This is a genomic window from Nonomuraea sp. NPDC004354 (genome assembly GCF_053602555.1).
The window spans coordinates 959,427-973,379 of the sequence record NZ_JBSGDV010000002.1 but is presented as its reverse complement, the minus strand read 5'-3'; the positions used below and the strand labels follow the sequence as shown (position 1 = coordinate 973,379).

Annotated in this window: 12 protein-coding genes; 8 read left to right on the top strand and 4 right to left on the bottom strand. The window is 72.2% G+C overall.

What is annotated here, in order from left to right; translation table 11 throughout:
• Positions 1-18: 18 nt before the first annotated feature.
• From ACWENQ_RS10485 to ACWENQ_RS10475, 3 genes are all read right to left on the bottom strand, one after another.
• Positions 19-1,722 (bottom strand): AMP-binding protein, encoded by a 1,704-nt coding sequence (locus tag ACWENQ_RS10485; protein ID WP_452413764.1) that lies wholly within the window; start codon positions 1,720-1,722, stop codon positions 19-21.
• A 123-nt stretch (positions 1,723-1,845) separates the two neighbouring features.
• Positions 1,846-2,898 (bottom strand): quinone-dependent dihydroorotate dehydrogenase, encoded by a 1,053-nt coding sequence (locus ACWENQ_RS10480; RefSeq protein WP_354919926.1) that lies wholly within the window; start codon positions 2,896-2,898, stop codon positions 1,846-1,848.
• A 10-nt stretch (positions 2,899-2,908) separates the two neighbouring features.
• Entirely contained in the window at positions 2,909-3,577 is a 669-nt protein-coding gene (locus ACWENQ_RS10475; protein WP_354919923.1) for a response regulator transcription factor, read from the bottom strand.
• Between the two features lie 18 nt (positions 3,578-3,595).
• Between ACWENQ_RS10475 and ACWENQ_RS10470 the strand changes: the two genes are divergently transcribed.
• Complete coding sequence (locus tag ACWENQ_RS10470) at positions 3,596-3,979, top strand: tautomerase family protein (protein ID WP_354919921.1); 384 nt, start codon at positions 3,596-3,598, stop codon at positions 3,977-3,979.
• Here the strand turns inward: ACWENQ_RS10470 and ACWENQ_RS10465 are convergent.
• The gene (locus tag ACWENQ_RS10465) at positions 3,890-4,804 is read right to left on the bottom strand and encodes a DMT family transporter (protein ID WP_452413762.1); all 915 of its coding nucleotides are present in this window, start codon (positions 4,802-4,804) and stop codon (positions 3,890-3,892) included. The two genes, ACWENQ_RS10470 and ACWENQ_RS10465, sit on opposite strands and share 90 nt — an antisense overlap.
• Positions 4,805-4,877: 73 nt before the next feature.
• On the opposite strand from ACWENQ_RS10465, the gene ACWENQ_RS10460 reads away from it, so the two are divergent.
• The 7 genes from ACWENQ_RS10460 (at position 4,878) to ACWENQ_RS10430 (ending at position 13,952) form a co-directional block, all read left to right on the top strand.
• Positions 4,878-5,783, top strand: a complete 906-nt coding sequence (locus ACWENQ_RS10460) for a LysR family transcriptional regulator (RefSeq protein WP_449921549.1) — start codon at positions 4,878-4,880, stop codon at positions 5,781-5,783.
• Between the two features lie 139 nt (positions 5,784-5,922).
• A complete protein-coding gene (locus ACWENQ_RS10455) occupies positions 5,923-7,701 on the top strand; it encodes a GTP-binding protein (RefSeq protein ID WP_452413760.1) in 1,779 nt (592 codons plus the stop codon).
• Between the two features lie 470 nt (positions 7,702-8,171).
• Positions 8,172-9,407: a sugar transferase gene (locus ACWENQ_RS10450; protein WP_452413758.1), complete on the top strand. Its 1,236-nt coding sequence runs from the start codon at positions 8,172-8,174 to the stop codon at positions 9,405-9,407.
• Positions 9,408-9,419: 12 nt separating this feature from the next.
• Complete coding sequence (locus tag ACWENQ_RS10445; protein WP_452413756.1) at positions 9,420-10,673, top strand: O-antigen ligase family protein; 1,254 nt, start codon at positions 9,420-9,422, stop codon at positions 10,671-10,673.
• Positions 10,670-12,163: a lipid II flippase MurJ gene (locus tag ACWENQ_RS10440; RefSeq protein ID WP_449921559.1), complete on the top strand. Its 1,494-nt coding sequence runs from the start codon at positions 10,670-10,672 to the stop codon at positions 12,161-12,163. Before ACWENQ_RS10445 ends, ACWENQ_RS10440 begins: the two co-directional genes overlap by 4 nt.
• A gap of 5 nt (positions 12,164-12,168) precedes the next feature.
• Positions 12,169-12,861, top strand: a complete 693-nt coding sequence (locus tag ACWENQ_RS10435) for a polysaccharide deacetylase family protein (protein WP_449922139.1) — start codon at positions 12,169-12,171, stop codon at positions 12,859-12,861.
• Positions 12,858-13,952, top strand: a complete 1,095-nt coding sequence (locus ACWENQ_RS10430) for a glycosyltransferase (RefSeq protein WP_449921560.1) — start codon at positions 12,858-12,860, stop codon at positions 13,950-13,952. The genes ACWENQ_RS10435 and ACWENQ_RS10430 overlap by 4 nt, the downstream gene beginning before the upstream one ends.
• Position 13,953 lies beyond the last annotated feature (1 nt).

Here is a 13,953-nt window from a genome sequence, read left to right as displayed (position 1 = left end):
CCACCGCGGCGCCGAGCGTCACGAGCGCAGTTCGGGGAACTGGTCGTCCCGCCACTCGGGCAGAGCGCTCTGTCCCGACGCAGCCTGCTCCTCCCGGCCGCGCAGCTCCACCCGCCGGATCTTCCCCGACACCGTCTTCGGCAGCTCGAAGAACTCCAGCCGGCGCACCCGCTGGTACGGCGGCAGCTTCTCCCTGGCGTGGCGCAGGATCGCCAGCGCGGTCTCCCTGCCGGGCTCCCAGCCGGGCGCCAGCGCCACGTACGCCTTGGGCACCGCCAGCCGTACCTCGTCGGGGGACGGCACGACGGCCGCCTCCGCCACGGCCGGGTGCTCGATGAGCACGCTCTCCAGCTCGAAGGGCGAGATCTTGTAGTCGGAGGCCTTGAACACGTCGTCGGTGCGCCCGACGTAGAAGATGTAGCCGTCGGCGTCGCGGGCGGCCACGTCACCGGTGTGGTAGTAGCCGCCGGCCATGGCCTCGGCGTGGCGCCGCTCGTCGCCCTGGTAGCCGGTCATGAGCGAGACCGGCCTGCGGCTCAGGTCGATGCAGATCTCGCCCTCGTCGGCGGGCTCGCCCGTGATGGGATCGACCAGCACCACCGGCACGCCCGGCGCCGGCAGCCCCATCGAGCCGGGTTTGACCGGCATGCCGGGAATGTTGCCGACCGACAGCGTGGTCTCGGTCTGGCCGAAGCCGTCGCGCAGGGTCAGGCCCCAGTGGTGCTGGACCTGTTCGATCACCTCGGGGTTCAGCGGCTCGCCGGCCGACACCGCCTCGCGCAGCCGCCCGGGGCCGCCCGACAGGTCGGCCTTGATCAGCATCCGCCAGACGGTGGGCGGCGCGCAGAACGTCGTCACCTCGGCCCGCCGGATCTGGTCGAGCAGGGCGGCGGGGTCGAACCTGCCGTAGTTGTAGACGAAGATCGTCGCCTGGGCGATCCACGGCGCGAAGAAGCAGCTCCACGCGTGCTTCGCCCAGCCGGGCGAGCTGATGTTCAGGTGGACGTCGCCGGGTCGCAGGCCGATCCAGTAGGTCGTCGACAGGTGTCCGACGGGATAGGAGACCTGGGTGTGCTCGACCAGCTTGGGCTTGCTGGTGGTGCCCGAGGTGAAGTACAGCAGCAGCGGGTCCGCGGGCGCGGTTCCGGGGTGCTTCGCCGGAGGGACGGGAGCGGCGTACGCGTCGCGGTAGGCGGCCCAGCCCTCCGGGGCGTCACCCACGCAGATCCTGGTGTAGTCGCCCTTCACCTCGTCGAACTTGGCGGTGTCGGCGGCGTTGGCGACGACGTAGCGGGCACCGCCCCTGTCGATGCGGTCCGCCAGGTCCGACGGGCCCAGCGCGGTGGTGGCCGGCAGGATGACCGCGCCCAGCTTCATCACCGCCAGCATCGACTCCCACAGCTCGACCTGGTTGTTGAGCATGAGCATCACCCGGTCGCCCCGCGAGACGCCCTGCCCGGCGAGGAAGGCGGCGACCTGGTCCGATCGCCGCGCCATCTCGTCGTAGGTGTAGCGGGCCTCGGAGCCGTCCTCCTCCACCACCCACAGCGCCGTCTGGTCGTTGCCGCGGGCGATCGCGTCGAACCAGTCGACCGCCCAGTTGAAGGTCGCCCCGAACCGCGGCCAGGCGAACTGCTCGACCGCTTCGGCGTGCCGCCCGCCCAGGTTCAGCAGCAGGTCGCGGGCCGTGCGATAGATCTCGGTGTTGCTGGTCGCGCCCATGGCGGCAACTCCTCTCGCTGGTTGCCACAAGCTACGACAGCAGTATCCGTCGCGGCACCCCCGAAAGGGGGAGACCGCACCGCCGCCGGCGAGCCCGTCCGAGGGCTCGTCGGGGCGCGCGGGTCAGCGGGCCGTACGGCCGATCAGCTGGGGGACCGTGGTGCGGTGGCGGCGCAGGCGGCGCGAGAGCTGCCGGTGGATGCGCGAGGCCCACAGCGGCCCGCCGTAGATCATCCCCGTGTAGCCCTGCACCAGCGTGGCCCCGGCGAGCAGCCGTTCCCACACGTCGTCGACGTCCTCGACGCCGCCCACGGACACCAGCGTCAGGCGGTCGCCCACGCGCGCCCGCAGCCGGCGCAGCACCTCGAGCGAGCGCCCCTTGAGCGGCCGCCCCGACAGCCCGCCGGTCTCCCCGCCGTGCTGGATGGTGGTGTTCGTCGCGATGATCCCGTCGAGCCCCAGCTCCAGCGCGAGGTCGGCGACCGCGTCGACGTCGGCGTCGGCCAGGTCGGGCGCGATCTTCACCAGCAGCGGCGTACGGCGCGGCGTGGCGTCGGCGACCTCCTTGACAGCCACGAGCAGCGGCCGCAGCAGCTCGACGGCCTGCAGGTTGCGCAGCCCAGGCGTGTTGGGCGAGCTGACGTTCACGACGAGGTAGTCGGCCAGCGGCGCGAGCTCCTTGGCGCCGGCGACGTAGTCGGCCGCCGCCTCGGACTCCGGCACGACCTTGGTCTTGCCGATGTTGACCCCGACCACGACGGGCACGCCCCTGGTACGGCGGAGCCTGCGGGCCGCCGCGTGGGCGCCCGCGTTGTTGAACCCCATCCGGTTGATCACGGCGTGCTTCCCGAGGTCGCGGAACAGGCGCGGCCGCGGGTTGCCGGGCTGGGCGTGGGCGGTGATCGTGCCGACCTCGACGTGGCCGAAGCCGAACGCCGACAGCGCCTCGGCGCAGGCCGCGTCCTTGTCGAACCCGGCGGCGAGCCCGAGCGGCCCGGGGAAGTGCACGCCGAAGGCCGTCACCCGCAGCGCGGGATCGCTGGGTGCGAGAAGCCGGTGGAGCAGCCGCTTCAGCAGCGGCAACGTGGAGAGCAGCGCGAGCGCTCTGACGGTCGCGTGGTGCACGGCCTCGGCGTCGAACCGCCGCAAGACCTGCGTGAACAGGAGTCGGTACATCAAGGCCAGGCTATCGGTCCCCGGTGACCCCGATCACGAGGCCCGCTTCGTAGGCGACGATCGCCGCCTGCACCCTGTTGCGGACCTCCAGCCTGGTGAGGATCGTGCTGACGTAGGCCTTGACGGTGCCCTCGACGATGAACAGCCGCCTGGCGATCTCGGCGTTGGACAGCCCCTCGCCGACCAGGGCGAGCACTTCCTTCTCCCGTTCGGTGAGCACGTCGATCCGGTCGCGGGCGTGGGCGCCGCGCCCCATCCTGCCGCCGCTGATCTGGGTGATGACCCGGTGGGCGACCTTGGGCGACAGGTAGGCGGCGCCGCCGGCGACGGCGTGGACGCCCGCGATGAGCTCGCGCGGATCACCCGCCTTGAGCAGGAAGCCGCTGGCGCCGACGTCGAGCGCCTTGGCGATGTAGTCGTCCTCGCCGAAGGTGGTGAGCATGATGACCGCCGTGGCGGGGGCCACCCGGCGGATCTCGGCCGCGGCGGCGAGGCCGTCGAGCTTCGGCATGCGGATGTCGAGCAGGGCGACGTCGGGCCGGTGACTGATCGCGAGGTCGACGGCCTGCCTGCCGTCGCCCGCCTCCGCGACTACCTGGAAGGCGGGGTCCACGCTGAGGATCGCGCCGACCCCGGCCCTGATCATGGCCTCGTCATCGGCGAGGAGGATACGTACCACTTTTGTATAGTGCCCGACATGGCGCAGGTGAAGGTCTTCGGACGGCGGGACGTGTGGGCGGGGCGGCAGCGGGAGGTCTCCGACCTGCTGCACGCGTGCGTCACGAAGGCGTGGGGGCTGCCGGAGGACAAGAGGTTCCACCGTTTCCTGCTGCTCGACGCCGACGACCTGATCTGCCCGCAGCGCGGCGACGGCTACCTCATCGTGGAGATCGTCTGTTTCACCGGGCGCAGCGACGAGGCCAAGCGGGCGCTGATCCGCGAGGTGTTCGCGAAGGCTCCGGCCCTCGGGATCACGACCGACGACATCGAGCTAACGATCATCGAGATGCCCGCTGTGAACTGGGGCATCAGGGGCGTGCCTGCCGACGAGCTGGCGTTGCCGTACAAAGTCGAGGTCTAGCCGCAGCACCAGCACCGCGGTCAGGACCGCGACGCCGCCCGCGAGCTGGCCCGGCGTGAGGATCTCGCCGTACACGAGGGACGTGGACAGCAGCGTGACCACCGGCTCCGCGCACGACAGGATCGCCGCGGTGGGCGCGCCGAGCATCCGCACGCCCACGAACAGGGTCGCCATGGCCAGCACGGTGGACACCAGGCCGAGCAGGCCCGTCCACAGCCAGCCCTCGGCGGTCGCCGGCACCTGGAAGCCGCCGGCGAAGCCCAGCGTGATGGCGGCGGCCGTGCAGACGATGGCCGACAGCAGGTAGACGTCGACGTCGGCGGGCAGGCCGTCGGCGACGGTGAGGTAGAGGGAGTAGGCGACGGCCGCGCCGAGCGCGAGCAGCACGCCGGTGGTCCCGCCCTCGGCCACCCCGCCGAGGCCGAGCAGCAGCACCAGGCCCACGGCCGAGCAGGCGAGCGCGGCGAGCTTGCGCCGGTCGAGCGACTCCCTGCGCAGCGCCACGGCCAGGGCGGTGACCAGGGCGGGGAAGGTGTAGAGGAGCAGCGCGGCCAGCGAGGCGTCGATCCTGGCGACCGCGCCGAAGTAGCACAGCGCCTGGACGGCGTAGCCGACGGCGCCGAGCCCCACCGCGGTGGCGATCACCTTTCTCGTCGGAAGCGCGGGCCTGCGCCAGGCGCATATGGCCCACAGCACGACGGCGGCGATGACGAACCTGCCGGTCAGCAGCTCCGTCACGCTCGCGCCGGACTGGTAGGCCTCCTTGGCGAAGATCGGCGACAGGCCGAACGCCGCGGCGGAGATCAGGCACCACAGCACTCCCATGCCCGGCAACCTAGGCAGGCTGGAGCCATCGAGGTAGCCTTGCTTTCCTTTGGAATCCGCAGGAATTACCTCTATGACCACGTTGCACCAGCTGCGCTGTTTCCTGGCCACCTTCGAGCACGGCTCGTTCACCGCCGCCGCCGCGGCGCTCGGCTACGCCCAGCCGTCCATCTCCGAGCAGGTGCGCCTGCTGGAGCAGCACCTCGACGTGTCGCTCTTCCTGCGTGTGGGCAGGGGCGTCGTGCCGACCGAGGCCGCGCTCGCGCTCCGCCCGCACGCGCTGGCCGCCATCGCGGCGGTGGACGAGGCGCGCAGGGCGGTGGCCGCGGTCCGCGAGATGCTGACGGGCACGGTACGGCTGGGCCTGTTCGGCACGGCCCGCTTCTACCTGGGCGCCGATCTGGTCGCCGACGTCCTCGAACGACATCCCGGCGTGCGCGTCGAGCTGATCGGGCAGAACTCGGCCGAGGTGCTCGACCACGTCCGCAGGGGCCGGCTGGAGGCGGCGGTCGCGACCGTGCCGGTCGCCGACGAGGGGCTGTCGGTGACGCCGGTGTTGCGTGACGAGCTGGTCTTCGTCAGCACCGAGCCCTCGGACCCCGTCACGCCCGAGCAGCTGGCCGCCCGCCCGCTCGTGCTTCCGAACATCAGCTGGCGCGAGGAGGACACCACCCGCCGCACGCTCACCAGCACCCTTCAGGCGGCGGGCCAGGTGCTGCGGCCCCGGGTGGAGGTGGAGGATCCCGAGATGGCGCTGGAGATCGCGGCGCGCGGCCTGGCGGCGACGGTGACGTGGCGGGGCGTCCTGCACCGGCTGGCCGACCGGCTGCCCGGCAACCTGCGGTGGGCGCCGCTCGACCCGCCGCTGCACGACACGTTCGCGATCGTGCACGGGCCCGCGCTCTCCCCCGCCACCCGCATGGTGCTGGAGCTGGCGTCGGCGCGCATGCGCGCGCTCGAGGCCCAGGTACGCAGGTGACCGCGGAAAAACCGGTCGACTCGACGGGCCGCGCGGCGGCACGATAGGAGGCCCACGAACCTCAGGGAGGACCAGATGCGGCAGAGCCTCGCGGCACCCCAGCGTCCTGTCCTTCTTCCTGTCGAGGTTCCACGCATCCATGACCACCCTGAACATCGGCGTGCTCGCGCACGTCGACGCGGGTAAGACCAGCCTCACCGAACGACTTCTCTTCGACGCGGGCGCCATCGACCGGCTCGGCAGCGTCGACGGCGGAGACACCCAGACCGACAGCGGGGCGATCGAGCGCCGCCGCGGCATCACCATCCGCTCGGCCGTCGCCGCCTTCACGATCGGCGGTCTGCGGGTCAACCTCATCGACACCCCCGGCCACGCCGACTTCGTCGCCGAGGTCGAGCGGGCGCTCGGCGTCCTCGACGGCGCCATCCTGGTGATCTCGGCGGTCGAGGGCATCCAGGCGCAGACCAGGGTCCTGCTGAAGACCCTGAAGAAGATGCGCCTGCCCACGCTCCTGTTCGTCAACAAGATCGACAGGAGGGGGGCGCTCCAGCGCGACATCCTCGCCGGGCTGCCCGTCATCGCCATGAACCGGGTACGGCAGGGCCGCGTCGTCTCCGTCCCGATCGACGCCGAAGCCCTGGCCGACCACGACGACGCGCTGCTGGAGGCGCTCGTGGAAGGCCGGGTGCCGAGCCACGACGAGCTGCTCAAGACGCTGGCCGTACGGACGGCCGGCTGCGAGGTCCACCCGGTCTTCCACGGGTCGGCGGTCGGCGGGCAGGGCGTGGCCGAGCTGCTCGGCGGCATCCGCGACCTGCTGCCGGTGCCCGCGCCGAGGGGGGAGGGGCTGTCGGGCACGATCTTCGCGGTGGAGCGCGACCAGGCCGGGCGGAAGGTCGCCTATCTGCGGCTGTTCTCCGGCGAGGTGCGCCCGCGGCAGAAGCTGGCCGGGGGCCAGGTCACCGCGCTGCGCGTGGTCGGCGCGGCCGAGGAGCCGACGCTGACCGCCGGCAACATCGCCAAGGTCTGGGGGTTGCACCGGGCCCGTGTCGGGGACCGGCTGTCCGACGAGGGCGGCGAGACCTCCGCGTTCGCGCCGCCGGGCCTGGAGACCGTCGTGCGGGCGGTCGACCCGGCCGACTCCGCGCGCCTGCACTCCGCGCTGCTCTGGATGGCCGAGCAGGACCCGCTCATCAGCACCCGCGTCCTGCCCGGCGGCGGCTCGTCGGTGCTGCTCTACGGCGAGGTGCAGAAGGAGGTGCTGGCCGAGCGGCTGCGCGACGAGTTCGGCGTCGAGGCGGTCTTCGCCGACAGCACGCCCGTCTACCTGGAGCGGCCGGTCGGCGTGGGCGCGGACGTGGCCGACATCGACGACCACGCCGTGCACCACTTCTGGGCCACCGTGGGTCTGCGCGTCGAGCCGGGCCAGGGCTTCACGTTCCGGCGCGAGGTGGAGCTGGGCGCGCTCCCGCCCAGCTTCGACCAGGCGATCGAGGACACCGTCCGCGCCACCCTCCGCGAGGGCCGGTACGGCTGGCCGGTCGTCGACTGCACGGTCACGCTGACCAGATCCGGCTACGCGTCGCCGGTCAGCACCGCGGGCGACTTCCGCGGCCTGACGCCCGTCGTGCTGCGGTCGGCGCTGGCCCGCGCGGGCACGAGGGTCTTCGAGCCGTGCCATGCCTTCGAGGTGGAGATCCCCTCCGCCGCGCTCGGTCAGGTCGTCGCCAGGCTGGCCGCGCTGGGCGCCGAGCTGGCCGACACCTCTCCCACGCTTGTCACGGGGTCGCTGCCCGCCCGTTCGGTCAACGAGGTCAAGAGGCAGCTGCCGGCGCTGACCGGGGGCACGGGCGTGTGGTGGTCGCGTCCGTCGGGCGATCGTCCGGTGCCGGGCCGGATTCCGCCGACACGGCGGTAGACACTCCATCCGCTCCGAATAACGGTGATTTCCCCGATCGCGGCCGGCGCCTACCGGCCGCGATCGGCATTCGCGGGACCATAAACGAGTAACTGGTATTTCCCGCACCAACTCACTGTCAATGAAATCTTGCCTGCCAATCTTCCGTTTCCCCTGCACGGTGCCGGAAACGATGATTGCCGGAGGGCTACGATCAAGGCCTTTGTTGCGGCATTTCTCGCGCAATGCGGAGGCAAATATCGGCACCTCGTCAAGAGCAAAGACAAGAGACTCACAAGAGCCGCCGGTGATCCTTGACTGGATTAGTCGGGCAATTAACGCATGCCCGACTTAAGGTGATTTATTCCGGAGAAATGATGGCTGTACCTGTTAGGGATGACCGCCATGCCAGGGAACGGGCGGGGCACCGACGGTCGAGACGCTGGGCGGCAGTCCAACCTCTCGGCCTGGTCGGCATGGACCTGGCGTGCATGACCGTCACCTCGCTGGCGGCCGGACAGGGGGCCGCGCGAGTCGCCCTCGCAGGAGCGCTGGTGGTGGCGGTGAACGCGGCGGGCCGCGGCTACGAGCCGCGGATCCTGCCGTCGAGCCTCGACCGGGGGTTCTGGCTGGCCGGCTCCGGGCTGGCCGCGTCGCTCGCCGCCTTCTGGGGAAGCACGTCGTTGACGGTGGTCGCCCTGACCTGCCTGCTCTTCACCTTCCTGGCCTTCTGCGGCAGATGCGTCTTCCATTCCGTGGTGCGGGGCGCCCGCCGGCGCGGCGTCACCACGCCCACCGTGATCGTGGGCGCCGACCGGCACGGGCAGCGCCTGGCCGTCACCCTGCTCGGCCATCCCGAGTACGGCCTGCTGCCGATCGGCTTCATCAACGACGGCGAGGAATCCGAGCTGCGGCTGCCGGTGCTCGGCAAGCCGGGCGACCTGCGCGAGATCCTGCGCGACCACGGGGTGCGCGCCGTCGTCATCGCGGGCCAGGACGACCAGGCGACCGCCAGGACGGCCAGGTCGCTCGGGTGCGCGGTCTACTTCGCACCGGAGCCCGGCGACGTCATCGTCGACTTCGTCCCGCTGCGCGAGCACGTGCGGAGCTTCACCCTCCTGCGCATGCGTCCCGCCCCCCAGGCCCGGGTGACCTGGCCGCTCAAGAGGGTGCTGGACATCACGGCCGCCATGGTCGGCCTGCTGATCAGCGCACCGATCCTGGCCGTGTGCGCGGCGGTGGTGCGCTGGGAGATCGGCCCCGGCGTGCTGTTCAGGCAGCGCAGGGTCGGCTACGGCGGCGAGCCGATCGAGCTGATCAAACTGCGCACGCTCAAGCCCGTGGACGCCCACGAGTCGGCGACCCGCTGGAGCATCGCGCACGACCACCGGCTCGGCCCCGTGGGCAAGGCACTGCGCAAGACCTCCCTCGACGAGCTGCCCCAGCTGTGGAACGTGCTCAAGGGAGACATGAGCATCGTCGGCCCGCGGCCCGAGCGCCCGTTCTTCGTCGACCAGTTCTCCAGCTCGACGCCGCGCTACCACCTGCGTCACCGGGTGCCCGTGGGGATCACCGGCTGGGCGCAGATCCACGGCCTGCGCGGCGACACCTCGATCGAGGACCGGGCCCGCTTCGACAACCACTACATCGACGACTGGTCCCTCAGAACCGACTTCAAGATCATGCTCAGGACCGCGTGGTCCCTGCTTCGCCCTGGTGGCAGTTAGGAAATGCGCGTCGTGTTCACCCGCCTCCGGCGTCCCCTCACCCTGGTCCGCAGGCCGAGCGTTCTCGCGGCCCTGACCGTCCTGCTGACCTGCCTTCCCGACGGGCGGGCCGACCAGGCCGCCGCCGCGCACGTGACGGCGGCGGACATCGCGTCGGTAGGGCTGATCCTCGTGGCCGCGGCGTGCCTGGCGGCGCGCCGCGCGACGCTGCCGGGACGCGCGCTGGTGCTCGTGCCCGTCGTCCTCGCGGCGACGATCGCGACGCTGGCCTCACCCGACATGTTCACCAGCCTGCCGGGACACCTGAGGCACATCCAGATCTTCGTGCTGATCCCGCTGGCGGTCGTGGTGACGCTGCGCGACAGGGTCGACGCCTGGCTGGTGGGGGGCGCGCTGGTGGCCGCCGCCTCCGTCCAGGGGGTCATCGGCTGCTACCAGACGCTCACCGGGACGGGCGCGTCCTACGGGGGCGAGCGGGTGCGGGCCGTGGGCACGTTCGGCGCCCTCGACGTCATGGGGATGGCGACGGTGGTCAGCTACGGCGCGATCGTCCTGCTCGGCGCGGGGCTGACCCTGCGGGGCAGGTCCAGGGGCGCCGCGCTGGCCGGCGCGGCGCTGCTGGCCGTACCGCTGGTGCTGTCGCTGAGCCGCGGCGCCTGGCTGGCGATGGCGTGCGCCGCGCTGGTCATGCTCGTCATGTACGGCACGCGGACCGCGGCCCGCGTGATCATGGTGACCGCCGCGGCAGGAGTCCTGCTCGTCTTCGGCGTCGGCGTGGGCGCCGACACGATCGGCCAGCGCATCACGTCGATGACCTCGTCGGTCACCCAGCCCGACCAGTCGGTCAACGATCGCTACGACCTGTGGCGGACGGCCGCGGGCATGTGGCGGGACCACCCGGTGACCGGCGTGGGCCCGCGCAGGTTCGCCGCGCTGCGCGACAGCTACGCGCCCGCCAGCCTGTCGTCGAGCAGCGACACCGACGACCCCGTGCACGGTTTCCAGCGCCAGCCCCTGCTGTCGCCGCACAACATGTACCTGCTGGTGCTCAGCGAGCAGGGCGTGCTGGGGCTCGTCGCCTTCACGCTCATGCTCGCGGCGCTCCTGCTGTGGGCGGTCACGCGCGCCGGGCTCGTCGTCGCCGGGCTGCTCACCTGGGTGAGCGTCGACTTCGCCTACTCCGACATCGGTGGCCTGCCGACTCTCGTCACGGCCGTGGTGCTGGGCGTCGGGCTCTCGTGGGCCGCGGGCGGGTGGGCGCGATGACGTCCACCGGCACGCCTGGGCTGAAGGCGGCCAGCCTCACCGCGGTGCTGGTCGGGCTGGGGTTCCTGCTGGGGTTCGGCCGCGACCTGCTCATGGCCAGGACCTTCGGCGCCGACTCGGGCACCGACGCCTTCCTCGTCGCGTGGATGGTGCCGGAGACCGCGGCGCCGCTGCTGATCGAGGGCGCCATGGCGTTCCTGATGGTGCCGCTGTTCAGCAGGGCGGCGGAGCTGGACGACGACGTCAGACACCTGATCTCGGCGACGCTGCCGCACATGGGCGTCGCGCTGCTGGCGCTGAGCCTGGTGACGGCGGCGGGGGCGCCCTGGCTGGTCGGCGTGCTCGCTCCGGGCATCGCGGACCCCGCGCTCGCGGTCGGCTGCATGCGGTTCACCTCGGTCACGATCCTCATGTTCGGGCTGGCGGGATACGCGAGCGCCGCCCTGCGCGCCAACGACGTGTTCGGGCCGCCCGCCACGGTCACCGTGGCCTACAACGTGGGCATCGTCGCGTGCGTGTGGTGCTTCCACGACCTCGGCGTGTCCGCCGCGGCGGTGGGGGTGGCGATCGGGGGGCTGGGCATGGTGCTGGTCCAGGCGCCCTCGTTCGTCCGCAGGCTCGGCCTGCCGCGCCGGCCCGCGGCCAGGATGCTGCTGCCGCTCGGCGCGTTCGTCCCCGTCGCGGCCTTCACCCTGGAGCGTCAGGGTCAGGTGTTCGTCGAGCGCTTCGTCGGATCGTCGCTCGCCGAGGGGTCCATCTCGCACCTCAACTACGCGCAGAAGATCGCCCAGGTGCCGATGATGCTCTCGCTCGTCGTCGCCACGGTGAGCTTCCCGCACCTGGTCCGCGCCATCACGGCGGGCGACGTCGCCGCCGCCCGGCGGCGCCTGACCGACGACCTGCTGGCCGCCGCCGCGATCGTGCTGCTGGCCACCGCCGTGCTGGTGGTGTGCGCGCCCGACATCGTGCGGCTGCTGCTGCAGCACGGCGCCTTCACCGACGCCGACACCGCGGCGACCGCCGAGATCATGCGGATCTACGCGCTCGGCCTGCTCGGCCAGGCCGTGGTCGGCGTCGTCTGCAGGGTGTTCTTCTGCGGCTCGCGCCCGAGCTGGTTCCCCGCGATGGCGATGATGGCGGGCCTGGCCGCCACGATCGCGCTGGCCACGCCGTCGGCGGAGGCGGCCGACATCGCGGCGGCCAACGCGGCGGGCATCACGCTCACGGCGGTGATCCTGCTGGCCGGCCTGCGCGGCCCCGCCGTCGGCATGCCGGTGCGGGAGATCGCCGGACCCGCCGTCCGCCTGCTCGTCGCCGCCGCCGTCACCGCCGCCGCCGGGTGGGGGACGCGTTCGCTGCTGGAAGGACTGCCGTCGGCGGCCGCGCTCGTGCTCGCCGCGCTCGCGATGGCGGTGACGTTCTGCGCCGTGACAGCACTCACGGGAACTGAGGAGATCAACAGGATGATCAGGATTCGAGGTCGTTCGTGACCGCCATGCCGCTCGTGCTCATGTACCACTCGGTGACGAAGTACGACAGCGACCCGCTGCTCGTCACCGTCTCACCCGACCGGTTCGCCGCCCAGATGCGCTGGCTCGCCGGCCGCGGCCTGCGCGGGGTCGCGATGCGCGACCTGCTCGCCGCCCGGCGACCGGGTACGGCACGCCGCCTGGTCGGGCTGACCTTCGACGACGGCTACGCGGACTTCGCCGGCGAGGTCGTCCCCGTCCTCCTCCAGCACGGTTTCACCGCCACCGTCTTCCCTGTCACAGGTGAGCTCGGCGGCCACAACGCCTGGGACTCCGGATACCCGCGCAAGCCGCTCATGGACGCCGACGACGTGCGCAGGATGGCGGACCTCGGCATGGAGGTCGGCTCGCACTCCGTGGGGCACCGCTCGCTGCCCACCCTGTCCGACGACGAGCTCGCGCACGAGCTGGTGGCGAGCAAGGAGCGGCTGGAGGACATCACCGGCACCGCGGTGACCGGCTTCTGCTACCCGTACGGCCACGTCGGCGCCCGCGAGGTGGCCGCCGTCCGCGACGCGGGCTACGGCTACGCGTGCGCCATCTGGAAGTCCGAGGTCACCGGCGTCCACGCGTTGCCGCGCACCTACATCGGCGATCGTGACGGAGCGCTGCGGCTGCACGCCAAGCGGCTGCGACACCGGATGCGGTGGGGGTCGTGAAGGTCCTGCACGTCATCACCGGACTCGCGGCGGGCGGCGCCGAACAGCAACTGCGGACGCTGCTGCCGTACATGAGCGCGCGGTGTGAGGTCGCCGTGCTGACGGGGCTCGGCGTGGTGGCCGAGGCCATCAGCGCGAGCGGTGTCCCGGTCCACCAGCTCGGCATGCGCGGCAACCGCGATCTGCGGGCGGTCGGCCGGCTGGCCAGGCTGATGCGGGCGGGCCGGTTCGAGGTGGTCCACGCGCACCTGTACCGGGCCTGCGTGTACGGCAGGCTGGCCGCGCGCCTGGCCAACGTCCCCGCGATCGTGGCGACCGAGCACTCGCTCGGGGACGAGCGGATCGAGGGCCGGCGCATCACCATGCCGATCAGGCAGCTCTACCTGGCCAGCGAGCTTCTCGGCCACGCCACCGTGGCGGTGTCCCCGTCGGTGGCCGAACGGCTGGCCACGTGGGGGATCCCGCGCTCGCGCATCGTGGTGATCGCCAACGGCGTCGACGCCGACGCGTTCCGCTACGACCCCCGGCTGCGGGAGCGGACCAGGGCCCGGCTCGGGCTGCCCCAGGACGCCTTCGTGGTCGGCGGGGTGGGCCGTCTGGAGCCGGGCAAGCGCTTCGACCTGCTCATCGAGGCCATGAAGGGCCTGGAGGACGCGTTCCTCCTGCTGGTCGGGACGGGATCGGTGCGGCGGCGGCTCGAGGATCTGGCCCGCGCGCTCGGGGTCGAGCGCCGCGTGGTCTTCGCCGGCGAGTCGGCCGACATGCGGGCCATGCTGTCGGCGATGGACGTGCTGGCCGCGCCCTCGCAGGAGGAGACGTTCGGCCTGGCCGTCGTCGAGGCGCTGGCCGCGGGGCTGCCCGTCCTGTACGACACCTGCCCCGCCATCGACGACCTGCCCCCTGACGCCGCGCCCGGAGCGCGGCGTGTCCCAGGGGGCGGGCTGGGCGCCGAGATCAGGACGCTGGCCGCGACGCGGCCCGCCCGGCTGGCGCCTCCTGGAGCCGTCCGGCTCTACGACATCCGACATCAGGTCGCCCAACTGGAAGCGCTCTACCGGCGCCTGCTGGGCGCCGCCGCCGACAAGGAGTAGC